This is a genomic window from Streptomyces cyaneofuscatus (genome assembly GCF_033109485.1).
In the GTDB taxonomy this organism is placed as follows: Bacteria; Actinomycetota; Actinomycetes; order Streptomycetales; family Streptomycetaceae; genus Streptomyces; species Streptomyces cyaneofuscatus.
Genome location: NZ_CP137002.1, coordinates 2,871,599 through 2,893,206, shown reverse-complemented (window position 1 = coordinate 2,893,206; position 21,608 = coordinate 2,871,599). Strand labels below are relative to the sequence as shown.

The 21,608-nt window shown below is 72.1% G+C and carries 20 protein-coding genes; 6 read left to right on the top strand and 14 right to left on the bottom strand.

Going from position 1 to position 21,608, the window contains the following annotated elements:
• Nucleotides 1-45: 45 nt before the first annotated feature.
• Nucleotides 46-861 carry an alpha/beta fold hydrolase gene (locus R2B67_RS12190; RefSeq protein WP_317817856.1) on the bottom strand — a complete coding sequence of 272 codons (816 nt, stop codon included), beginning with the start codon at nt 859-861 and terminating at the stop codon, nt 46-48.
• Between the two features lie 88 nt (nt 862-949).
• Complete coding sequence (locus R2B67_RS12185; RefSeq protein ID WP_317817855.1) at nt 950-2,053, bottom strand: hypothetical protein; 1,104 nt, start codon at nt 2,051-2,053, stop codon at nt 950-952.
• A gap of 66 nt (nt 2,054-2,119) precedes the next feature.
• Between R2B67_RS12185 and R2B67_RS12180 the strand changes: the two genes are divergently transcribed.
• Nucleotides 2,120-3,265, top strand: a complete 1,146-nt coding sequence (locus R2B67_RS12180) for a cystathionine gamma-synthase (protein WP_018510378.1) — start codon at nt 2,120-2,122, stop codon at nt 3,263-3,265.
• A gap of 55 nt (nt 3,266-3,320) precedes the next feature.
• On the opposite strand, the gene R2B67_RS12175 is transcribed toward R2B67_RS12180, so the two are convergent.
• The 7 genes from R2B67_RS12175 to R2B67_RS12145 form a co-directional block, all read right to left on the bottom strand.
• The gene (locus tag R2B67_RS12175) at nt 3,321-4,934 is read right to left on the bottom strand and encodes a SpoIIE family protein phosphatase (RefSeq protein ID WP_317817854.1); all 1,614 of its coding nucleotides are present in this window, start codon (nt 4,932-4,934) and stop codon (nt 3,321-3,323) included.
• Nucleotides 4,931-6,313: a sensor histidine kinase gene (locus R2B67_RS12170; RefSeq protein WP_317817853.1), complete on the bottom strand. Its 1,383-nt coding sequence runs from the start codon at nt 6,311-6,313 to the stop codon at nt 4,931-4,933. Before R2B67_RS12170 ends, R2B67_RS12175 begins: the two co-directional genes overlap by 4 nt.
• Nucleotides 6,310-7,395: an ATP-binding SpoIIE family protein phosphatase gene (locus tag R2B67_RS12165; protein WP_381074685.1), complete on the bottom strand. Its 1,086-nt coding sequence runs from the start codon at nt 7,393-7,395 to the stop codon at nt 6,310-6,312. The genes R2B67_RS12170 and R2B67_RS12165 overlap by 4 nt, the downstream gene beginning before the upstream one ends.
• Nucleotides 7,392-7,814 carry an ATP-binding protein gene (locus R2B67_RS12160; protein WP_018510374.1) on the bottom strand — a complete coding sequence of 141 codons (423 nt, stop codon included), beginning with the start codon at nt 7,812-7,814 and terminating at the stop codon, nt 7,392-7,394. Before R2B67_RS12160 ends, R2B67_RS12165 begins: the two co-directional genes overlap by 4 nt.
• Nucleotides 7,811-8,185, bottom strand: a complete 375-nt coding sequence (locus R2B67_RS12155; protein ID WP_018510373.1) for an STAS domain-containing protein — start codon at nt 8,183-8,185, stop codon at nt 7,811-7,813. The genes R2B67_RS12160 and R2B67_RS12155 overlap by 4 nt, the downstream gene beginning before the upstream one ends.
• Nucleotides 8,182-9,033 carry an STAS domain-containing protein gene (locus R2B67_RS12150; protein WP_317817848.1) on the bottom strand — a complete coding sequence of 284 codons (852 nt, stop codon included), beginning with the start codon at nt 9,031-9,033 and terminating at the stop codon, nt 8,182-8,184. Before R2B67_RS12150 ends, R2B67_RS12155 begins: the two co-directional genes overlap by 4 nt.
• Before the next feature lie 128 nt (nt 9,034-9,161).
• On the bottom strand, nt 9,162-9,692 hold the full coding sequence (locus R2B67_RS12145; protein ID WP_317817847.1) for a MarR family winged helix-turn-helix transcriptional regulator: 531 nt from the start codon (nt 9,690-9,692) through the stop codon (nt 9,162-9,164).
• A gap of 157 nt (nt 9,693-9,849) precedes the next feature.
• On the opposite strand from R2B67_RS12145, the gene ilvA reads away from it, so the two are divergent.
• The 3 genes from ilvA to R2B67_RS12130 all read left to right on the top strand — a co-directional run bounded on the left by ilvA (nt 9,850) and on the right by R2B67_RS12130 (nt 13,039).
• Complete coding sequence (gene ilvA / locus R2B67_RS12140; protein ID WP_317817846.1) at nt 9,850-11,079, top strand: threonine ammonia-lyase; 1,230 nt, start codon at nt 9,850-9,852, stop codon at nt 11,077-11,079.
• Nucleotides 11,080-11,207: 128 nt separating this feature from the next.
• The gene (locus R2B67_RS12135; RefSeq protein ID WP_317817845.1) at nt 11,208-12,179 is read left to right on the top strand and encodes an efflux ABC transporter ATPase subunit, DrrA-related; all 972 of its coding nucleotides are present in this window, start codon (nt 11,208-11,210) and stop codon (nt 12,177-12,179) included.
• Nucleotides 12,176-13,039, top strand: a complete 864-nt coding sequence (locus R2B67_RS12130) for an ABC transporter permease (RefSeq protein WP_317817844.1) — start codon at nt 12,176-12,178, stop codon at nt 13,037-13,039. Before R2B67_RS12135 ends, R2B67_RS12130 begins: the two co-directional genes overlap by 4 nt.
• An 83-nt stretch (nt 13,040-13,122) precedes the next feature.
• On the opposite strand, the gene greA is transcribed toward R2B67_RS12130, so the two are convergent.
• Together greA and R2B67_RS12120 are read right to left on the bottom strand one after the other, a co-directional pair.
• Complete coding sequence (gene greA / locus R2B67_RS12125) at nt 13,123-13,620, bottom strand: transcription elongation factor GreA (RefSeq protein ID WP_030561462.1); 498 nt, start codon at nt 13,618-13,620, stop codon at nt 13,123-13,125.
• A 202-nt stretch (nt 13,621-13,822) separates the two neighbouring features.
• Nucleotides 13,823-14,239 (bottom strand): DUF4307 domain-containing protein, encoded by a 417-nt coding sequence (locus R2B67_RS12120; protein ID WP_317817843.1) that lies wholly within the window; start codon nt 14,237-14,239, stop codon nt 13,823-13,825.
• Between the two features lie 122 nt (nt 14,240-14,361).
• Here R2B67_RS12120 and mca point away from each other — a divergent pair, with 122 nt between their 5' ends.
• The gene (gene mca / locus R2B67_RS12115; RefSeq protein WP_026241164.1) at nt 14,362-15,243 is read left to right on the top strand and encodes a mycothiol conjugate amidase Mca; all 882 of its coding nucleotides are present in this window, start codon (nt 14,362-14,364) and stop codon (nt 15,241-15,243) included.
• A gap of 1 nt (nt 15,244) precedes the next feature.
• On the top strand, nt 15,245-15,469 hold the full coding sequence (locus R2B67_RS12110) for a hypothetical protein (protein ID WP_317817841.1): 225 nt from the start codon (nt 15,245-15,247) through the stop codon (nt 15,467-15,469).
• A 30-nt stretch (nt 15,470-15,499) separates the two neighbouring features.
• Here the strand turns inward: R2B67_RS12110 and R2B67_RS12105 are convergent, their stop codons facing one another.
• From R2B67_RS12105 to R2B67_RS12095, 3 genes are all read right to left on the bottom strand, one after another.
• A complete protein-coding gene (locus tag R2B67_RS12105; protein WP_317817840.1) occupies nt 15,500-18,766 on the bottom strand; it encodes a tetratricopeptide repeat protein in 3,267 nt (1,088 codons plus the stop codon).
• 200 nt (nt 18,767-18,966) lie between these two features.
• Nucleotides 18,967-19,590, bottom strand: a complete 624-nt coding sequence (locus R2B67_RS12100) for a GyrI-like domain-containing protein (protein ID WP_317817836.1) — start codon at nt 19,588-19,590, stop codon at nt 18,967-18,969.
• A 219-nt stretch (nt 19,591-19,809) separates the two neighbouring features.
• Complete coding sequence (locus tag R2B67_RS12095; RefSeq protein WP_317817834.1) at nt 19,810-21,597, bottom strand: carbamoyltransferase family protein; 1,788 nt, start codon at nt 21,595-21,597, stop codon at nt 19,810-19,812.
• Nucleotides 21,598-21,608: the final 11 nt, after the last annotated feature.

The following is a 21,608-nucleotide window of genomic DNA, read 5'->3' as shown; positions in this document are numbered from 1 at the left end:
CCCGTACAGGAAGGGCCCGGTGGCGGGCGCGGTCCCCGGTCCGCGCTACAGCCGGCCGGCCGGGTCCCCGGCGACGGGCAGGGCGGTGAGGAACTTCGTCATCGCGTCGGCCCACGCCTCCGGGCGCTCCGCCGCGATGGCGTGGCCGCAGTCCAGCGTGACCAGCTCGGCGTGCGGGATGCCGTCGGTGAATTGCCGTGAGTGGGCGGGGGTGGCGATCAGGTCCGCCGAGGGGGAGACCACGAGGGTGGGAACGGTGATCGAGCGCAGATCCTCCCGCACGTCGATGTGGTCGAACAGCGCCAGCTGTGCGTCGGCCCCGGCCGGCATCCCGGTGGCGAACTGGGCCAGCTGCTCCTCGATCTCTTCCGGAGTGCGCTCGTCGAGCCACTGCGGGCCACCCACGACGAGGGAGAGATAGGACGCGAGGGTCCTGGAATTCCCGGTGTCCCGCAGGAGCGCGCGCCAGGTGTCGATGACGAGGCGGAGCCGGGAGTTCGGACAGGCGAAACCCGCTGACAGGATGAGTCCGGTGACCCGTTCGGGATGGCGGGCGGCGGCTCGTACGGCCACGGCCGTCCCCATCGAGAATCCGGATATCGCGAAGGATTCGACGCCCGCGCGCACCGCGCTCGCCACCAGGTGATCCGCTGTTCCGTCGAGGGTGAGCGGGCCCTGCGGTAAGGGGCAGTTCCCGGACCCGGGGAGGTCGGGGCCGACAACGGTGCAGACCGCGGCGAGCCGCTCGATCACCGGCCCGTAACTGTCCTGGATATCGCTCCCCGCACCATGGGCGAGGAGGAGACCCGGTCCTTCGCCGCGTCTCAGTGGATCGGGAATCGCGTCTGCGAGAAAGTCCATGCCGTGAAAGTCCATGCCGAGATCCTAGGGAGTCCCGGTGAACTCCCCAGGAGTGAAAAGCCGGCGAGAACCCCTTCGGCAGCGCCCCTCAGTGCGGCAGCGTCGCCGGGGAGCCGCCGTTCGCCTCGTAGCCGGCGACCGCCAGCGCCCGGTACACCGTGTACTGCGCGGCCGGGTCCGCATCCGCCGTCCACGGCAGCGCGCCCACGTGGCCGTCGATGAGGACCAGCTGGTGCATCGCCTCCGACCAGCGCTCCATGTGGACCAGGAAGAGGACCAGCAGGTGGCGTACGTGGGCGAGCATCGGGTCGTCCGGGCGGGCCGCGTGGACCGCGAACATCGCGCCCTCGACCGCCTTCGTCACCACCTGGCCGCGGTAGAAGCCCTGCACCAGGTTGACCTCCGGCAGGTGCTCGTACACCGCGAACAGCGGCAGCGCGGCCAGCAGCGAGCCCTGCGGGGCGCGGGCGGCGGCGGCCGTGGCGAAGGCGTCGGCGTCCTTGCGGGAGCCGTGCCACTTCTCGCAGTGGAAGTGCAGCGCCGCGATGTGCGCGCCCATGTGGGCCGGGGCCCGGTCGATGATCTTGGCCCAGAGCTGGTCGAACTGCTCGGGGGTGTAGTTCAGGCCGCGGGCCACCGCCAGCTCCACGATGTACGGCACCGGGTCGCCGGGGGCGAGCAGGGCCGCCTCGCCGCAGACCGTACGGGCCTCCTCCAGGATGATCCGGAAGTCGTCGGTCCCCGCCGACGAGGAGCGCCACGCCTGCTGCACCAGGAACTCCGCGTGCACCGCCGCCCCGCCCGCGTCCTTCGGGGCCTCCGCCCGCCAGGCGCGCAGCCATGAGCCGCCCTTGCCCGGCTGCTGGGCCAGCTCCAGCGAGGCCGCGCCCGCGAAGGCCTGCACCCGCTGCCAGCGGACCTCGCCCTCCTTCGGCGTACCGGAAAGCAGCTGGGACGCGGCCCGCCAGTCCTGGGTGGCCTGGACCACGTCGAGGACGTCCAGGAGGTCCTGGTCCGGGCCCGGCATCCGGACGTCCAGCTCCTCCTGGCGGGCGAAGCCGTACGTATCGGGGTCGGCCGCGTCCGGCGAACCCGGGGCGACCTGGCGGATACCGCCCCGCCGCCGCATCACCCACGGGCCGACGATCGCGGCGAGCATGCACATCGCGAGCAGGAACAACAGAATCTCCATGGACCCATTGTCCCCGGAGCGGTGAGTGGCCGGTAAGGGCCCTCGCGACGAACTACGCTCGGGACCATGAGCGACCAGCACAGCTTCGAGACCCTCGCGATCCACGCGGGGAACACCGCCGACCCCCTCACCGGCGCGGTGGTTCCGCCCATCTACCAGGTGTCCACGTACAAGCAGGACGGCGTGGGCGGACTGCGCGGCGGTTACGAGTACAGCCGCAGCGCCAACCCGACCCGTACCGCCCTGGAGGAGAACCTCGCGGCCCTCGAAGGCGGCCGACGCGGTCTCGCCTTCGCCTCCGGCCTCGCCGCCGAGGACTGCCTCCTGCGTACGCTGCTGACCCCCGGTGACCACGTGGTCATCCCGAACGACGCCTACGGTGGCACCTTCCGGCTGTTCGCGAAGGTTGCCGCGCGCTGGGGCGTGGAGTTCTCGGTCGCCGACACCTCGGACGTGGCGGCGGTGCGGGCGGCGATCACCCCGCGCACCAAGGCGGTCTGGGTGGAGACCCCCTCCAACCCGCTGCTGGGCATCACCGACATCGCCGCCGTCGCCCAGGTCGCCCACCAGGCCGGGGCGCGCCTCGTCGTCGACAACACCTTCGCCTCGCCCTACCTCCAGCAGCCGCTGGCGCTCGGCGCGGACGTCATCGTGCACTCCACCACCAAGTACATGGGCGGCCACTCCGACGTCGTCGGCGGCGCGCTCGTCGTCAGCGACCCGGGACTGGCCGAGGAGCTGGCGTTCCACCAGAACGCCATGGGCGCGGTCTCCGGCCCCTTCGACGCCTGGCTCGTGCTGCGCGGCATCAAGACCCTCGCCGTCCGCATGGACCGCCACACCGAGAACGCCACCAAGGTCGCCGACCTGCTGACCCGGCACCCCAAGGTCTCCCAGGTCCTCTACCCGGGGCTCCCCGAGCACCCCGGCCACGAGGTCGCCGCCAAGCAGATGAAGTCCTTCGGCGGCATGGTCTCCTTCCGCGTCGCGGGCGGCGAGGAGGCGGCGGTCGAGGTCTGCAACCGGGCCAGGCTCTTCACGCTGGGTGAGTCCCTCGGCGGCGTCGAGTCGCTGATCGAGCACCCCGGCCGGATGACGCACGCCTCCGTGGCGGGCTCCCTGCTTGAGGTCCCGGCCGACCTGGTCCGCCTCTCCGTCGGCATCGAGAACGGCGACGACCTGCTCGCCGACCTCACCCAGGCCCTGGGCTGACCGGGAGACAGAACCCCGGGGGCCCGCTCGGCGCAGGGTGGGCCCCCGGCACCTTTCACCGCTCCTCCAGCTGGAGGGCGAGCAGCGCGATGTCGTCCTCCTTGTCCTCGCCGAACGAGCCGAGGAGGGCGTCGCAGAGCGCCTCCAGCTCCCGGGGGCCCTCCAGCGTCGCGGAGCGGAACGCCGCCAGGCTGTCGTCGAGGTTCTGGGTGCGCACCTCCACCAGGCCGTCGGTGATCAGCAGCACGCGGGTGCCCGGGGTGACCGGGTGGACGCGCGCGGGCGGGTGCGGGAGGCGGAGGCCCAGCAGCGGGCCGTGCTCGTGGAGGTAGGCGGCGGCGCCGTCGGGGGCGAGCAGCAGGGGCGGGATGTGACCGGCGTTGGCGACGTGGATCCGGCTGCCGTCCGGGTCGACCAGGACGAGGCAGAGCGTCACGGTGAGGCCGGGCCGGGTGTGGGCGAGGAGGGCGTCGAGCCGCTCCAGCACGTGGTGCGGCGGGTGGCCCTCCAGGGCGTAGGCGCGCAGCGCGTGCCGGATCTCGCCCATGACCGTCGCGGCCACCAGCGAGTGCCCGGCCACGTCCCCGATGGCCAGGAGCAGCCCGTCCGGCGTCTCCAGGGCCTCGTAGAAGTCGCCGCCGATCTCCGCGTGGTCGGAGGCCGGGAGGTAGCGCACGGCGAGCGAGACGCCCGGCACCGACGGCAGCCGGTCCGGCAGGAAGGTGCGCTGGAGGGCGAGCGCGAGGGCGTGCTCCTCGTTGAAGGTGCGCAGCGCCTCCAGGGCCAGCGCACAGGCGTTGACGAGCTGCTGGAGGAGCTCGCGCTCGTCGGTGCCGCCGGCCGCGCCGGCGGGTACGGCGACGCAGACGGGCGGCCGGTTGCGCTTGGTCCGGGCCACCACCAGGACGACGTCACCCTCGATCGGGTCGAGGGGGAGCAGCGCCTTCCACTGGCTGTGCGGCATCACCCGCACCTCGGCCCCGGTGTCGCTGCCGAGGGTGTACGAGGCCAGCCGGTCCAGCAGCTCTGCGCCCGCCGGCCCGGAGAGCGGGGCCGCGTCGGGTCCTGAGGCGTGGCTGTGCACCGGCTGGCCCTGCGGGCTCAGGAAGACCGCGGTGGCGGGCGCGGACATCAGGGCGGCGGCGCCACCGGTCGCCGCGGCGCTGAAGGAGTGGAAGCCGACGGCCCGGTAGACGTCCAGGGTCGCCCGGTTCAGCGCGGCCAGCCGCAGGGTCAGCTGCTCCGCCCGGCGCCGGGCCCGCGCGTAGCGCAGCGCGGCCGTGACGGTCGCCAGGAACTCGTCCGGGTCGATGGGCTGGTCCAGATAGGCGTCCGCGCCGCGGCTGAGCCCCTCCGTGTGGTCCTCGGCGTTCACGGCGACGGCCGAGACGTGGATGACCGGCAGATAGGCGGTGCGCGCGTCGGCCTTGATCCGCTCGCAGACCTCGAAGCCGGTCATGTCGGGGAGCTGTACGTCGATGACGGCCGCTTCCGGCAGCGGGCAGCCGGCCGAGGTGAGCAGGGCCAGCCCCTCGGTGCCGTCGGCCGCGCCGACGACCGTGTGCCCGGCGCGGGTGAGCCAGCTCGTGAGGATGTAGCGGTTGGTCTCGTCGTCGTCGATCACCAGGACGGTTCCTGGCGCACTGTCGACGCGGGCGGTCTCGGTCACGGGGCGGTCTCCGGTGCGGGTGCGGACGTCAAGGGGGCGGGCACGAAGGGCAGCTCGACCTCCACCCGGGTACCCGCTCCCGGGGTGCTCGACAACCGGAGGGTGCCGCCGAGGAGTTCGGTGAGGGTCCGGGCGTACGGGAGCCCGAGGCCGGTGCCCCGGTGGACCCGCTGGAGCGGCCCGCGTACCTGGTAGAACTCCTCGAACACCCGGGCCAGTTCGTCCTCGGGGATACCGACACCGGTGTCGGTGACGGTGAAGGCCATCCACGGCGGGTCCACCCGGAACTCCAGCCGGACCTCGCCCTCCTCGGTGAACTTCAGGGCGTTGGAGAGCAGGTTGCGCAGGATCCGCGTCAGCAGGGCCTCGTCGGTGACCGCCACCGGCAAGGAGGTGGGCTCGGGCATCAGCAGGGCGACGCCGGGCGCTCCCGTACCGCGCATCACGGCACCTGACTGGGCCAGCAGCGCCCGCAGGTCGGTCGGCGCCGCGCTGATCTCCAGCTGGCCCGCCTCCGCCTTCGCCACGTCCAGCAGGTCGCCGACCAGCGAGAGCAGGGACTGCCCGGAGGTGTCGATGAGGGAGAGCTGGCGGCGCTGCTCGTCGGTGAGCGGGGCGGAGCCGGGGGCCAACAGCAGCCGGGTGAGGGCCACCACCGCGTTCACCGGGGTGCGCAGCTCATGGCTGATGTTGCGCCAGAACCGCGTCTTGGCCTCGCTGGTCTCGCGCAGCCGTGCGGACTTCTCCTCCAGCTCGGCGTGGAGGGCCACGACCCCGCTGTTGGTCTCCTCCAGCTCCTGCGACAGCTCGGTGTAGAGAGCCAGGACGCCGCGGTTGGTCTCCTCCAGCTCCTCGTTGAGCCGGCGCATCTCCTCGCGCTGGGCCCGGGTCTCCTCCAGGGTGGCGATCAGGTCGCGGGTCTGGGAGCGCAGGTCGTCGGCGAGGGTCGGGGAGGCGTGCCGGCTCAGCGCCTCCCGCACCCCGCGCCGCGCGTCCGGGCCGTCTGACCAGCTCGTGGGCAGCGGGTGCTCGGCGACGATCCGCCCGCCGGGAGCGGCGGGCTCGTGGCGGACGCGGTGCAGGAGCCGGGCGGCCGGTTCGAGATCGGGATCCGCCTTCGTACCGCCCGTCCACGCGAAGACGACCGACAGCACCCCTTCGCGGCCCGCCGGCACGGCGAAGGAGACGGTCAGGCCCGTGCAGCCGAGCCGGTCGCGGCCCAGCTCGCTCAGCGCGGTGGCGATGCGCACCTGGTCCTGGCGGTCCATGCCCAGGGCCGCCGCCGCGCTCTGACCGGTGCGGCGCAGGGCGAAGACGTCCTGCGCGGTGGTGAGTTCGTACGCCGCGAGGGTGGCCGGGTCCGGTACGCCCGCGTTCACCAGGCCCCCTTGACGACCAGGATCCCCGCGTCGTCGCGGCGTACCCCGGCCTCGCGCAGCAGCTGGCCCGCCATCACGGCCGGGGTGTGCCGGAGCAGACCGGGCAGGTCGTCGGCCTTCCACCGCTCGGTCAGCCCGTCGGAGTGCATGACCAGCGCGCCGCCCGGCTTCAGCGGCAGCTCGAAGGTGCGCAGGCTCCGCATCTGCTGCCCGACGATGCCCGGCGCGGAGAGCAGGCCGTTGCGCGACTCCGGGCCGAGCAGGACGCCGCTCACATTGCCGATGCCGCAGTACAGGAGCCGCCCCCGGCCCGGCTCGATCCGGGCCACCGCCACCGCGCCGCCCCGGGTGCCGCGCAGCGCCGCGTGGATGTCGCGCAGCAGGCCCTCCGGGTGGCGGGCCGCGCTCCGTCGGAACGCGGTGACCGCCGCCTCGGAGGCGAGCGCGGCGAGCGGTCCGTGCCCCAGCCCGTCGCAGAGCATGGCCAGGATCGCCGGGTCGGCGGACGGGGCGGAGCCGCCCGGGGACGGGCGCGACCCCTCCGTACCGCCTTCGTCCACGCGTACGGCCCAGGCGTCGCCGCAACTCGTCTCGCCGCTGATGGGCCGGGTCAGCCCCGAGGCCACCGACGGCACACCGCCGGTGGGCGCCGCCCCGGCCGCGCGCGCCCAGAACTGCGCGGCCACGACCGTGCCCCGGCCCGGCAGGGAGTGGATGTCGAAGGCGTCGGCGAGCCGGGCCACCGCGCCGAGCCCGATGCCCAGCGTCCCCGCGGAGGACGCGCCGTCCGACAGCGCCGCCTCCACGTCGGCCATGCCGGGGCCGGTGTCCACGGTGACGAACTCGACGCCCGCCTGCTCCGGGGTGCGCAGGACGCGGAGCAGCAGCGCACCGTCGCTCGCGTGGCGCTGGAGGTTGGTCGCGGCCTCGGTGACCGCGAGGGCGACCTCGGAGGACCGGTAGGCGTCCAGGCCGATGCGCCGGGCCAGGGTGGCGGCGGCGCCGCGGGCCGCCGAGGGCATCTCGTCGGCGGCCCGGAACCACTCCACGTTCTCGTGGTCCAGGACCGTCAGCGCCGTCATCGCGCCCACTTGATGATGGTGACGGTGGTGCCGCGGCCCACCTCGGTGTCGAGGAAGAACTCGTCGACCAGCCGCCGCGCCCCGCTCAGCCCGAGACCGAGCCCGCCGCCGGAGGTCCAGCCGTCGGTGAGGGCCAGTTCGGTGTCGGGAATGCCGGGCCCGGAGTCCGCGAAGACGGCCGCGACCCCGCGCCGCCCGTGCCGTTCCACCGCTCCGGCCCGCATCTCGCCACCGCCGCCGTACACCAGGGTGTTGCGGGCGAGTTCGCTGGCGGCGGTGATGAACTTCGTCTGGTCGACCAGGGAGAGCCGGCACGCCTGCGCGAACGTGCGGACCTGCTGGCGGGAGCGGACGACGTCGTCGTTCTGCGTGATCGGCTGCGTCTGCGGTGGTGCCTCCACCGCCCAGGGGACGATCACAGCAGTTCCGCACCGGTCGTAGACCGGCGCAGCAGCGCGAGTCCCTTCTCCAGGTCGAGTGCGGTACGGACGCCGCCGAGCGACAGTCCCAGCTCGACGAGGGTGATGGCCACGGCGGGCCGCATGCCCACGACCACCGTCTCGGCGTCGAGGAGGCGGGATATGGAGGCGATCGTGGCCAGCATGCGGCCGACGAAAGAGTCGACGATCTCGACCGCGGTGATGTCGATGACGACCCCGCGGGCCGCCCGCGCGACGATCTGCTCGGCCAGGTCCTCCTGGAGGTCCAGCACCGTCTGGTCCTCCAGGTCCACCTGGATCGAGACGAGGAGGATGTCACCGATCCGCAGGACCGGAACCCGCTCGGTCATCGTCCGCCGCCCTGGTGCGCGACGAGGTCGACGCCGGACTTCTTCAGCGCGTGCTGGAGGGCGTCGGCGAGGGTCGCCTTGGTGACGATGTCACCGAACTCGATGCCCAGCGCCACGATGGTCTGCGCGATCTGCGGACGGATGCCGGAGACCGTGCACTCCGCGCCCATCAGCCGGGCCGCCACGACCGTCTTGAGCAGGTGCTGCGCGACCTGGGTGTCGACGGCGGGGACACCGGTGATGTCGATGATGGCCTGCTCGGAGCCGGTGTCCACCAGCGCCTGGAGGAGCTTCTCCATCACCACCTGGGTGCGGGCCGAGTCGAGGGTGCCCACGAGGGGCACGGCTATGACCCCGTCCCAGAGCTTCACCACGGGGGTCGACAGCTCCATGAGCTGGGCGGCCTGCGAGCTGATGATCTCCTCGCGGGCGCGGGTGTACGTCTCGATGGTGAAGAGGGCCAGGTCGTCGAGGACGCGGCTCAGCCGCAGGTACCCGGCGGTGTCCTGGGCCGATCCGTCCGCCAGCGCCGGTTCGAGCGCCTTCTTGAGCGCGAGCACGCTGATCGCCGTCTCGCTGGGCGTGAAGCCCTGGCGGGCCCGGTTGCGCGACAGCTCGGTCAGCAGCGCCCGGGTCTCGGAGAGGTTGTCACCGCGGGCGTCCTCCCCGCCCGAGGCGAGGGCCTCCACCAGCGCCGCGTACAGCTCACGCAGCTCCCGGTCGACCTCGGCCTTGCTGATGCGGCCCTTGAGCGATCCCGCGACGCCGTCGATCCACTCGCTCTCGACCCGCTCGCGGTCGGCGGACAGAAGTCCCACCAGGTCGCTCGTTCTGTCCTGCTTCGCCATGGTCAGGCACTCCTTGGGAGGTAAAAAGTATCCATGTGGCAACTCTTGGCGAAGCGTACGGCAAGGCCCCTGCCGCCCGGCGGGGACAGGGGCCTCAGGGAAGCGTAAGGGATGCGTAAGGAAAAGGGTCAGTCGCTCTGCATCGGCTGGTACGCGGCCTGACGGGCGGCCAGCGAACCGTTGAACCGGGTGAGCAGCGCACAGAAGGTGTCCCGCTCCTCCTGCGTCCAGCCGTCCGTCACCTGCGACATCAGCTCACGGCGCGAGGCGCGGACCTCCTCCAGGCGGGCCTGCCCGCGCGGGGAGAGCTGGAGCACGACGGCCCGGCCGTCCTCCGGGTGCGAGGTCCGCTTGACCAGCCCGGTGTCGACGAGCGGGGCCACCTGCCGGGTCACGGTCGAGGAGTCGATCCCCATGCCCGCGGCGAGCGCCTTGACGCCCATCGGGCCTTCCTTGTCCAGGCGGTTCAGCAGCAGGTACGCCGCCCGGTCCATCGAGTTGCGGACCTGGCCGACACCGCCGAGGCGCGTCTGCTCGGCACGGCGGGCGAAGACCGCCACCTGGTGCTGGAGGGAGTCCAGCAGGTGGTCGGGGCCCGGGTGTTCGGGGGCGGCGCCCCCGGAAGGAGACGCAGCAGTCGTCATGTCCTGAGGGGGCATGGCTGGAAGCTCTCTTCGTGCGGTGTCGGATAGGTGGGGGACAGAGTACGCGGCCCCGGGGCAACGCGTACCAGTGCCGCACAAACCTGCGGACACCACCGCAGGCCGCCATGAGACAAGTCTGCCGCGACCGCCCCGAGCTGCAAGACTTGCGGGCATGACGTTCCGCGCGACCGTTCGACACCCGGCCCTGATCCTCGACGATGTCCGGGGCGCGCAGAAAATGCTGTCCGGGGTGGCCAGAGTGACCGCCCTGGAGGGCAGCCGGCACCTGAGCGAGCTGATCGGCGCCCCCGTCCACCTCAAGTGCGAGAACCTCCAGCGCACCGGCTCCTTCAAACTGCGCGGCGCGTACGTCCGTATCTCTGGCCTCTCCCCGGTGGAGCGGGCGGCCGGGGTCGTCGCCGCCAGCGCCGGGAACCACGCCCAGGGCGTCGCGCTGGCCTCCTCCCTCCTCGGTGTCCGCTCCACCGTCTTCATGCCCGTCGGCGCCCCGCTCCCCAAGGTCGCCGCGACCCAGGAGTACGGGGCCGAGGTGCGGCTGCACGGACAGGTCGTCGACGAGACACTGGCCGCCGCCCAGGAGTACGCGGACCGGACCGGCGCGGTCTTCATCCACCCGTTCGACCACCCCGACATCATCGCGGGCCAGGGCACGGTCGGCCTGGAGATCCTGGAGCAGTGCCCGGAGGTCCGCACCATCGTCGTCGGCCTCGGCGGCGGAGGCCTCGCGGCCGGGATCGCCGTCGCGGTGAAGGCGCTGCGCCCCGACATCCGGATCGTCGGCGTCCAGGCCGAGGGCGCCGCCGCCTACCCGCCCTCGCTCGCCGCCGGCCACCCGGTCTCCCTCGACAACCCGGTCACCATGGCCGACGGCATCAAGGTGGGGCGCCCCGGCGATGTCCCGTTCGCGGTGATCGAGGAGCTGGTCGACGAAGTCCGCACGGTCACCGAGAACGAGCTCTCCAGCGCCCTGCTGCTCTGCCTGGAGCGGGCCAAGCTCGTGGTGGAACCGGCCGGGGCGAGCCCGGTGGCCGCACTGCTCAGCACCCCGGAGGCGTTCCGGGGGCCCGTGGTGGCGGTGCTGTCGGGCGGCAACGTGGACCCGCTGCTCATGCAGCGCGTCCTGCGCCACGGCATGTCCGCCGCCGGCCGCTACCTCAGCCTCCGGCTGCGGCTCACCGACCGGCCGGGGGCGCTGGCCACCCTGCTGGCGGCACTGACCGTCGCCGACGCCAATGTGCTGGATATCGGCCATGTGCGCACCGACCCGCGCCTCGGCCTGACCGAGGTGGAGGTCGACCTCCATCTGGAGACCAAGGGCCCCCGCCACTGCGAAGAGGTCGAGGCGGCGCTGCGCGCGGAGGGGTACCGAGTCATCGGCTGACCGTCCGGTTCCCGACGCGTGGCCGGATCTCGATATTCACCGCGCGGTGAGGCCCCGCCGATCCTAGGATCGCTCCCGAAACCACGTGACAAGCACGTACCGCGAGCGAGCGACGGGGGAGTCCCTCTATGCCAGGTGCCATCCATGCCGAAGGTCTGGTGAAGACCTTCGGTGACGTACGAGCCCTGGACGGAGTCGACCTCGATGTCCCCGAGGGCACCGTCCTCGGGCTCCTGGGACCCAACGGCGCGGGCAAGACGACCGCCGTACGGGTCCTCACCACCCTCCTGCGCCCCGACAGCGGCACCGCGCTCGTGGCCGGGATCGACGTCCTGAAGAAGCCCAACGAGGTACGCCGCTCCATCGGGCTCTCCGGACAGTTCGCCGCCGTCGACGAGTATCTGACCGGCCGCGAGAACCTCCAGATGGTCGGGCAGCTCTACCAGATGAGCGCCCGCGACGCGAAGGCCCGGGCGGGCGTCCTGCTGGAGCGGTTCAACCTCGCCGACGCCGCCGACCGTACGGCCAAGACGTACTCCGGCGGTATGCGCCGCCGCCTCGACCTCGCGGCCGCCCTGGTCGTCTCGCCGCCCGTGATGTTCATGGACGAGCCGACGACCGGCCTCGACCCGCGCAACCGGCAGCAGCTCTGGGACGTCATCGAGGACCTGGTGGCCGGCGGTACGACGCTGCTGCTGACCACGCAGTACCTGGAAGAGGCCGACCGCCTCGCCAACGACATCTGCGTCATCGACCACGGCAAGGTCATCGCCCGCGGCACCTCCGACGAGCTCAAGGCCCGCACCGGCGGCGAGCGCGTCGAGGTCGTCGTGCACCGCCCGGACGAGATCGAGCGCGCCCGGTCCGTGCTGACCACCCTCGGCAAGGGCGAGGTCACCGTCGTACGGCTCTCCCGCAAGCTGACCGTCCCGGTGAGCGGCGGGGCCAAGCTGCTCGCCGAGATCATCCGCGAGCTGGACGGCAGCGGCGTGGAGATCGACGACATCGCGCTGCGCCGCCCGACCCTGGACGACGTCTTCCTCTCGCTCACCGGCCACGCGGCCGAGGCGGACGAGCAGGACAAGGAGGAGACCCCGTGAGCGCCACCACCAAGGACGCCCCCGTCCTGACCCCCCGCCCCTCCGGGGGCGTGGTCCAGTCGGTCAAGGACTCGCTCGTCGTCGCCAAGCGGAACCTGATCAGGATGGCCCGGATCCCCGAGATGGTGATCTTCGGGCTGATCCAGCCGATCATGTTCGTGGTGCTGTTCACCTACGTCTTCGGCGGCTCGATCAGCATCGGCGGCTCCACCGACCCGCAGCTGTACAAGGAATTCCTGATGGCGGGCATCTTCGCCCAGACCGTCACCTTCGCCACCGCAGGCGCCGGCGCGGGCATCGCCGACGACATGCACAAGGGGCTCATCGACCGCTTCCGGTCGCTGCCGATGGCCCGGGGCGCCGTCCTCACCGGACGGACGCTCGCCGACCTCGTCCAGACCACGCTCACGCTCGTCGTCCTCGCGGGCGTCGCGCTGCTCGTCGGCTGGCGGACCCACGAGAACCTCGGCAAGGTGATCTGCGGCTTCCTGCTGCTGCTCCTGCTCGGCTACGCGTTCTCCTGGATCGGCGCGCTGATCGGCCTCTCCGTACGGACCCCGGAGGCGGCCACCTCCGGCGGGCTGATCTGGCTCTTCCCGCTGACGTTCATCTCGAACGCCTTCGTGCCGGTCAACAACATGCCGACGTTCCTCCAGCACGTCGCCGAGTGGAACCCCTTCAGCGCCACGGTGGCGGGCGCCCGTGAGCTCTTCGGGAACACGATGCCCGGCGTGCCGAAGTCGGTCACCGGCGCCTGGCCGATGGAGCACCCGGTCCTCGCCTCGGTCCTCTGGTCGATCCTGATCATCGTGGTCTTCCGGACCCTGGCCGTCCGCAAGTACCGCTCGGCGACCGCCTGAGGCACCGCCGGCATGCAAGAGCCCCGGCCCTCTCGATGAGGGCCGGGGCTCCTGTATGTCGCTCCGTCGTGGTGGGGCGGGCGTCAGCCCGTGTACGGCTTCGCCGCCAGGATCTTCACCGTGGCCGTCTTGCCGTTCGGCAGCTCGTACTCCGCGTTGTCGCCGGTCCGCTTGCCGTTCACGCCGATACCGAGCGGGGACTGCGGGGAGTACGTCTCGATGTCCCCACTGGCGTACTCGCGGGAGGCGAGCAGGAACGTCGTCGTGTCGTCCTCGTCGCCGTCGAAGGCGATCGTCACGACCATGCCGGGCTCGACCACGCCGTCGTCGGCCGGCGCCTCGCCGACCTTCGCGTGCTCCAGGAGCTGGGTGAGCTGGCGCACGCGCAGCTCCATCTTGCCCTGCTCCTCCTTGGCCGCGTGGTACCCGCCGTTCTCCCGGAGGTCACCCTCCTCACGGGCCGCCGCGATCTTGACGGCGATCTCCGTGCGCGCGGGACCAGACAGGTACTCCAGCTCGGCCTTGAGCTGGTTGTACGCCTCCTGCGTGAGCCAGGTGACGTTTTCGCTGGTCTGGGTCACAGGTGCTCCTCGTCGGTACTGGGAATACAAAGCATCGCCCTACCCGGAAGCATGTGCTTCCTCGGGTGGGCGAAACCACGAGCCTAACAATTCCCCAGGAAAAGGGGGAGAAGGTAAACCGTCACACGTCCGGGTGGGCCGCGTCGGCGCCGTAGGAGCGCAGGTCGGAGCGGGTGCGGAGGGGGAGAGACGCGGAAAGAAGTCAGCCGGCGGGAGAGTCGCCGGCCGTGCAGCCGGTCAGCTCGACGGCGGTGGCCCGGTCCCGGGTCCGCATCACCACCAGCTCGTCGATCCGGCTCGCGCCCGGGGCGAAGCGGGTCTCCTTGCGGCCGACCTCGCTGCCGTCCTTGCTCAGCGCCCGTACGGTGCAGTAGCCGTCGGTCTCGCTGCCCTTGCGCACTTCGAGGTGGGCCTCGGTCCGCGTGTCGGAGACGATGTCGAACTTGATCAGCTCGGCGCTGATGCCCTCGCCGGTGACGTAACCCCAGCCGATCCAGCCGACCACACCGAGCAGCGCGACGCCCAGCACCGAACCGACGATCTTCAGCTTGCGGTCCGCCCGCTGATCATCGCTCCTGCCGTACCGCCCCTCGGGCGTGGCTTCGCGAACCGCCGTCATGATCTTTCCCTCCGGTCCGGGCAACGAGGAATTTTCCACCTTCCCGTTCGGTCACTATAGAAGTCGCCCGTGCGTCATCCGACCGCGCCCCACATCGCGACCACATCACTGAGGATCGAGCTTTGACTGAGCAGCTGCGACTGATGGCCGTTCACGCCCACCCCGACGACGAGTCGAGCAAGGGCGCGGCCACCATGGCCAAGTACGTGTCCGAGGGGGTGGACGTGCTGGTCGTGACCTGCACGGGAGGCGAGCGCGGCTCCATCCTCAACCCGAAGCTCCAGGGCGACGCGTACATCGAGAAGAACATCCACGAGGTGCGCAAGAAGGAGATGGACGAGGCCCGGGAGATCCTGGGCGTCCAGCAGGAGTGGCTCGGCTTCGTGGACTCCGGGCTTCCGGAGGGCGACCCGCTGCCGCCGCTGCCCGAGGGCTGCTTCGCCCTGGAGGACCCGCAGGTCGGGGCGGGCCGGCTGGTGGCGAAGATCCGCGCGTTCCGGCCGCAGGTCATCACCACGTACGACGAGAACGGCGGCTACCCGCACCCCGACCACATCATGACGCACACGATCTCGATGATCGCGTTCGACGGTGCGGCGGACGCGGAGGCCTTCCCGGAGGACGAGTTCGGGCCGGTCTGGGAGCCGAAGAAGCTCTACTACAACCAGGGCTTCAACCGGCCGCGCACCGTCGCGCTGCACGAGGCGCTGCTCGCGCGGGGGCTGGAGTCGCCGTACGGGGAATGGCTGGAGCGGTGGAAGGAGTTCGAGCGGGTCGAGCGCACGCTGACCACGCACGTTCCCTGCGACGAGTTCTTCGAGATCCGTGACAAGGCGCTGATCGCGCACGCCACGCAGATCGATCCGGAGGGCGGCTGGTTCCGCGTTCCGATGGAGGTCCAGCGGGAGGTCTGGCCGACCGAGGAGTACGAGCTGGCGAAGTCTCTGGTCGATACCTCCCTCCCCGAGAGCGACCTCTTCGCGGGCATCCGCGACAATGCCTGATATGTACGCGACCCAGGCACTGACGCACGTCGTCCCGCTCGCCGCCGAGCTCGACAAGAACAAGGTCACCCCCGGTGTTCTCGGCTTCCTCGTCTTCGCGGCCCTCGCCGTCGGCGTGTGGCAGCTGATGAAGTCGATGAACCGGCACATGGGGCGGGTGAACTTCGAGGAGGCCCCTGACCCGGCCGCCAAGAGTGGGACCTCCGGGGCTCCGGCCGAGAAGTAGCCCGGGGCCCCGGGGCGCGGGCTTCCGTCCTCAAACGCCGGACGGGCTGGGGTGGCCCATCACCTCTCGCGAGTGGCGGGTGGGGGTCAGGCCCAGGCGCCAGGCCTGCCAGCCGTCCTCCAGGTCCACGCCCCGGCCCAGGACCACCGCGAACGCCTCCGCGCACCGCTCAAGACCGGGGTCCCGGGACGGGTGGTGGGCGGCGGCGAGCTCCGTCAGTTCCTGCTGCGCCACCACCGTGCCCACCTCGCTGCCGCCCGGTGAGGCGTACGGCAGCAGCGTGCACCGCAGGAACCGGGCCCAGTCGCGCCCGCGCTCGTCCCCGTACGAGGCGAACAGCTCCGCCGCCTCGCCGCACAGCGCCAGCGCCTGGGCCGCCCGGCCGTTGCCCGCGTCGATCAGCGCCAGCTCCAGGCAGGCCCACGCCTCGCCGTGCGCCACCCCGATCCGCCGGAAGTCCGCCCGCGCGTCCATCAGGAGCTGCCGGGCGAAGCCGGAATTGCGCAGGTTCCCCGTCTGCGCGGCCCGCTGGTCGCGGGTGACCCGGCCCGAGTGGTGGCGGGCGCAGGCCAGCCCGTACACGTCGCGCATCCGGGAGAACATCGTCCGGGCCCGCTCCAGCTCCCGTACGGCCTCCACCGCGTCGCCGTCCTCCTCCAGCGCCTGGCCCAGGTAGTACAGCGTCCACGCCTCACCGCGCGCGTCCTCGTTGTCCCGGTGCCGGGCCAGCGCGTCGCGGAGCTGCTCCAGGGCGGCCCCCGGGTCGCCGTCCAGCAGCCGGGCGCGGGCGAGCTGGGTGATGGCCCACGCCTCGCCGCGGCCGTCGCGGGTGCGGCCGTACAGCTCCAGGGCGGTGGAGAGGGCCTCCTCGGCCGCCGCGACCTCTCCCGTACGCAGGCGGACCTGGCCGAGCTGGAAGCGCGTCCAGGCCTCCCCGTGCAGCGACTCGCCCTCGCGGTGCAGGGCGAGCGCGGTGTCCAGCAGGGTGAGGGCGCGGGCCAGGTTGCCCCGGTCGCGCTCGACCGCCGCCAGGGCGTGCAGGGTCCAGGCCCGGTCCTCGGCCTGCGCGTCGGAGGCCTGGAGCTCCAGCGCCTCGCCGAGCCGTGCGGCGGCCTCGGTGAGGTTGCCCTGGTGGTGCAGGGTGATGCCGAGCGAGCAGAGGGCGAGCGCCGCGCCCGCGTCGTTGTGCGCCTCCTGGTAGAGGCCGACCACCGAGGAGAGCGTGGTGCGGGCCTTGTCCAGCTCACCGAGCTGCCGGGCCGCGATTCCCGTACGCCACTGCACCGACCGCTCGAGGAGCCCCTGGTCGACGGAGCGGGTCAGCTCGCTGATCTCGCCCAGCCGGTAGAGGTCGCCGCGCAGCAGGCAGTAGTCGCACAGGGCGCCCAGGAGGTTCAGGACGGTGGACTGGTCGACGCCCTCGCTGTGGCGCAGCGCGGAGGTGATGAAGCTGGACTCGTCGTCCAGCCAGCGCAGCGCCGAGTCCAGCGAGCCGAAGCCGTGCGCGCCGAACTGGCCGGCCCGGGTCGACATCTTCCCGTCGACCATGCGGATCACGGCGTTCGCCAGCTCGGCGTAGTTGGTCAGCAGCCGCTCATGGGCGGCGGCCCGCTCCGCGGGCTCCTCCTCGTCGAGCAGCCGGGCCAGGGCGAAGCCGCGGACGAGGTCGTGGAGCCGGTAGCGCGAGCCCCGTACGTGGGTGAGCAGCCCGGCCCGGGTCAGCTCCTCCAGCCGTCGCCCGGCCTCCTGCTCGTCGGCGGCCAGCAGGGCGGCGGCGGCCGCGGCGCCGAGGCTGGCCCGGCCCGCCAGCGCGAGCCGCCGCAGCAGCCGGCGGGCCGCCTCGTGCTGGTCGGTGTAGCGCAGCCACAGGGCCCGGTCCACCGGGGAGACCGGACCGTACGCGCGCAGATCCTCCGCGAGCGCGCTGCGCGTACGTTCCCCGAGCGAGGACGCGGCCACCCGCAGCGCCAGCGGCAGCCCGCCGCACAGCTCCACGACGGCGTCGGTGGCCGGGTAGTCGTACGGCCCCGCCTCCTCGCCCCCGGCCACCTCGCGCAGCAGCTCCTCGGCGCCCGCCGCGTCCAGCGGGCCGACCGGCAGGTGGTGGACCCAGGCCGGGACGCCCTCCGGCAGCTCCAGCGGCTCCCGGGCGGTGACGATCACCAGGCTGTCGGAGCGCTCCGGGATCAGGGTGCGGACCTGCTCGGCGTCGGTCGCGTCGTCGAGGACGATCGTGACGGGGGTGCCGGTGAGGTGCTGGTGGTACAGCTCGCCGAGGCGCCGCACATGCTGCTCGGCGGCGGACTTCCCGTACGGCTGCGGCTGCGTACCGCCGGCGGCCCCCGGGGTGGTCCCGTCCCGGAAGAGGAGCTGCTCGCGGGGGGCGCCCAGGCGGTTGAGGAGGTGCAGCAGGGCGTCCCGGGTCGGCAGCGGGCCCTCCCCGCCGACCTGGCCCCGCAGGTCGACCACGCAGGCGCCCTTGAACTGGTCCTTGAGCGCGTGCGCCGCCCGCACCGCGAGCGTGGTGCGCCCGGACCCCGGCTCGCCGTGCAGCACGACGACGACCGGCCGGGTCTGCGTGGCGGCGCGTGCGGCGTGCACCCACTGGGCGACCTTGGCGAGTTCGGCCCGGCGTCCGGTGAACGGTCCGTCCACACTAGGCAGTTGGCCGAAGGACTGCTCCAGCACCACCCGGGTGCGGGCCGCCGCACTGCGGTCGCCGCCGCGCAACTGCCGTACCACCGGGGCGGCCTGCTTCTTCGGGGTGCGGGTGGCGGGGGTCAGCATCCGCTGCTGGTCGAGGTACGGGCGGATGCCCCGTACCTCCAGCGCGGTCAGCCACTGGAGGCGCAACTGCTCGGCGCCGCCCGGCTGTCCGGCCGCCGCGGCGCGGCGGTGGGCGGCGGGCCAGTGCGAGGCGGTCACCTTCGCCACCGTCGTCGCGGCGCCGGCCACCGCGACGACCGCGCCCGCGCCGAGGGCGGGACCGGTGGCCGTGCCGAACGCCAGGTCCGCCCCGAACGCGGCGACGGCCGCAACTCCCGTCACCAGCAGGGGCGTCGACAGATTCTCCCGGCTGAGCCGCTCCGCCAGGGGCCGGTCACCGGCCGCCGCCGCGTCGAGCGCCTGTGTGTACGCGGCGTACTCCTCGCTCGCGCCCGCCGCGATGGTGTCGAACGCCGCCCGCGCCCGCGCCAGCAGCACACCGGAGTCGCTCCGGCCGCCCGTGCGGCGCGCCTCCTCCTCCACGGCCCGCACCAACAGCCTTTCGCCGTCCGCCCGATGGCTGTCCCGCATGTGTGTCCCCCTCCGAGAGCCGCGTCCGAAGTCGTCCCGCGCCGGGCGTCGGTGACTCCGGCGGCAGGACCAAGTGTCCTGCGTACGACGTCTCGACGCGAGGGCCACCGGGCAAGGGGACGGTCAAGGAAGGGGGTGCGGGCTCGGTCGGCCATGTCGCCGCCGCCCGCCGGGTCGGGGCCGGGGGCTTGCGGTCCGGTTCAGGCGTCCGTCGGTTCGACCGGCTGGCGGAGGATGGTGCGCAGGCGGGCCGGGTCGGTGCGGCGGGCGTCGGAGAGGTAGATCTCGTGGTGGGTGCCGCGGGGTTTGAGGTCGTGTTCGGGCATGTACTCGTCGTGCATGCGGGCGATGGTGGGGGCTTCCTGGTCGTAGCGGCCGATGTGGAGGACCTGGACGGAGCGGCCCTCGTGGAACGCGTCGAAGCGGACCAGGTGGGCGGCGGCGGGGTCCTTCTTGTCGATCGCGCGCTTGAGCCCCTCCGCGAAGAGCTCGTCGGTGATCCACTCGGGCTGGACGATCATGAGGCGCCACCGCCAGGAGTCCTCGTCGCGCGAGGTGGTGAAGGCGCTCAGGTCGTCGGACCACCAGAGCCCTTCGAGCGGCCCGACGGTGTGTTTCCTGCCGAGCTGCTCGATGGCGAGGGCGCGGACGGCGTAGGAGGTGGCGTACAGCGCCTGGACGACGTCCTTGTAGAGCTGTGACGTGTTCGGGCTGCCCTCGCCGTCCGCCATGAGGAAGTTCATGGCGGGTACGTCGACGACCTCGAAGTCCTTCTTCGCGGTGAAGAAGCTCCGCAGATCTTTCTTGACGTCGTAGTTCTGCATGGGGTGAGGACTCCGCTCCCGGGAGACGACAGGCGGCGGCGGGCACGGGTCCGAGCCGATGACCGCACCGGTGAAGCTGGTTCGGCCACCACCGTAGGGGGAATCCTCAGGATGTCACGCGCCCCTTTCCGGAGGGCGGGGCTGTGCGCGGATCCGCCCCGAAGGGGGTGCGCTCGAAACCCTGTACGGACGCACCGCGCCGACCACCTGTACGGGCCCTCAGGAGTCCGTCGTTCTCCGCACGAGGAAGGAGCCGAGGACCAGATGATCCATGTCCGTGTTCAGGAAGCAGGCCAGCGCGTCCACCGGTGAGCAGACGATCGGCTCCCCGGCCACGTTGAACGAGGTGTTGATCAGGCAGGGCACTCCGGTCAACTCGTTGAACCGGCGCAGCAGTTGTGCCAGCTGCGGGTTGCTCTCGTCGGTGACCGTCTGGATGCGGGCCGTGGCGTCCACGTGGCAGGCGCCCTGGATGAGCTCCTGGTACGCGGGACGCACCGGGAACACGAAGGTCATGTAGGGCGAGTCGTCCTTCTTGCCGGTCTCGAAGACCTCAGGGGCGAGTTCCTCCAGGACGACGGGTGCGAAGGGCCGGAACGGTTCGCGCTGTTTGATCCGCTCGTTGATCAGGTCCTTCATGCCGGGGAAGCGCGGGTTGGCGAGGATGCTGCGGTTGCCGAGGGCGCGCGGCCCGTACTCCATCCGGCCCTGGAACCAGCCGACGACGCTCTCGTCCTGGAGCAGCGCGGCGGTCTCGGCGGGAACCCGGCCCGGTTCGACCTCCCGCCACTCGACCTGCTGCGAGAACTTGTCGAGGGCGGCGAGGATGTCCTCACGGCTGAATTCCGGCCCCAGATAGGGAGACTTGCCCGTACGGGGTGTGTCACCGGCCTCCCGGGAGGCGTACAGGGCGGCACCGAGCGCCACCCCGACGTCGGACGCGCCGAAGCTGACGTCCATGGCGGTGAAACGGGAGCCCTCCAGGAGCTTGGTGTTGTTCACGCAGTTCAGGGCGAGCCCGCCCTCGAAGACCAGCCGGGACTCGTCGCTGCGGCGCTCCACCGCGCCCAGGTGCGCGGCCGTCAGGACCTCGATCATCTGCTGCGCGGCACCGGCGACGCGCACGCGGAACGCGAAGTCCTCGCGCCGGTCGGGGGCGCCGTCGAAGACGCGGTCGAACAGCGCGTAGTAGGCGGGCACGGCGCTCGCGGGGTAGGGGATCTCGTAGGTGCCGTCGGGCCGCACGGTGACCACGTGGTCGAGCAGGGGATTGGCCTGCGGGGGTGGTGCGTAGCCGGCCAGCGCCATGACCTTGTACTCGTCGTTGTTCGGTACGAACCCGAGGTAGCGGGTCACCACCGAGAAGAGCATCGCGAGGGAGTGCCGGGAGTCGATGCTCAGCTCGTCGAAGATCCGTATCTCGCCGCCCCGGACCTCGCCCGCGATCGCCGACAGCCACTCGGCGCGGCCGTCGCTGACCAGGAAGGCGGTGTCGTGGCCGCCGGCCAGGTGGTAGCCGGTCATGAGGTGGGCGAGGTGGTGGGGCACCTGGGTCAGCTTGCCGGGGTCGAGGTGGTGACCGGTGTGCTCGTGGAAGTCGGCCAGGATCGCCTCCCGGCCGAACAGGGCCGCGTGGGTCTCGGCGAGCCGGCCGAGCCGGGAGAGCTTCTCCGCCGCGCTCGCCGACGCGTCCTCGGTGATCTCGGCGATCATCCGGCCCATGACGTCGTCGGAGAACTGCCAGGAGAAGGCGAACACGTCGACGTCGTCGAGCGTGAGGCCCCCCGATTCCAGACACCAGTTCAGCGCGTTCGAGGGGAACTTCGACGTCTTCTTCTCCCGGTTGAGGCGCTCCTCCTCCACCGCCGCCACCAGCGAGCCGTCGACGATCAGGGCCGCGGCGGAGTCGTGGCCGAACAGCAGATGGCGGTCGATGCCGGTGGCCCGGTAGAGCCGGGCGAAGAGTTCCGCGGCCTTACCGAATCCGTTGTAGCCCAGGACGATCATGGGGAACTCCT

Excerpts from the sequence above, each read along its gene's own strand:
- R2B67_RS12155 (WP_018510373.1), bottom strand. The coding sequence starts at position 8,185 with ATGACCGAGCGGGTTCCGGTCCTGCGGATCGGTGACATCCTCCTCGTC.
- R2B67_RS12105 (WP_317817840.1), bottom strand. The coding sequence starts at position 18,766 with ATGCGGGACAGCCATCGGGCGGACGGCGAAAGGCTGTTGGTGCGGGCC.
- R2B67_RS12190 (WP_317817856.1), bottom strand. The coding sequence starts at position 861 with ATGGACTTTCTCGCAGACGCGATTCCCGATCCACTGAGACGCGGCGAA.
- R2B67_RS12180 (WP_018510378.1), top strand. The coding sequence starts at position 2,120 with ATGAGCGACCAGCACAGCTTCGAGACCCTCGCGATCCACGCGGGGAAC.
- R2B67_RS12095 (WP_317817834.1), bottom strand. The coding sequence starts at position 21,597 with ATGATCGTCCTGGGCTACAACGGATTCGGTAAGGCCGCGGAACTCTTC.
- R2B67_RS12110 (WP_317817841.1), top strand. The coding sequence starts at position 15,245 with ATGTACGCGACCCAGGCACTGACGCACGTCGTCCCGCTCGCCGCCGAG.
- R2B67_RS12120 (WP_317817843.1), bottom strand. The coding sequence starts at position 14,239 with ATGACGGCGGTTCGCGAAGCCACGCCCGAGGGGCGGTACGGCAGGAGC.
- R2B67_RS12150 (WP_317817848.1), bottom strand. The coding sequence starts at position 9,033 with ATGGCGAAGCAGGACAGAACGAGCGACCTGGTGGGACTTCTGTCCGCC.
- R2B67_RS12165 (WP_381074685.1), bottom strand. The coding sequence starts at position 7,395 with ATGACGGCGCTGACGGTCCTGGACCACGAGAACGTGGAGTGGTTCCGG.
- R2B67_RS12145 (WP_317817847.1), bottom strand. The coding sequence starts at position 9,692 with ATGCCCCCTCAGGACATGACGACTGCTGCGTCTCCTTCCGGGGGCGCC.
- R2B67_RS12185 (WP_317817855.1), bottom strand. The coding sequence starts at position 2,053 with ATGGAGATTCTGTTGTTCCTGCTCGCGATGTGCATGCTCGCCGCGATC.
- R2B67_RS12100 (WP_317817836.1), bottom strand. The coding sequence starts at position 19,590 with ATGCAGAACTACGACGTCAAGAAAGATCTGCGGAGCTTCTTCACCGCG.
- R2B67_RS12135 (WP_317817845.1), top strand. The coding sequence starts at position 11,208 with ATGCCAGGTGCCATCCATGCCGAAGGTCTGGTGAAGACCTTCGGTGAC.
- ilvA (WP_317817846.1), top strand. The coding sequence starts at position 9,850 with ATGACGTTCCGCGCGACCGTTCGACACCCGGCCCTGATCCTCGACGAT.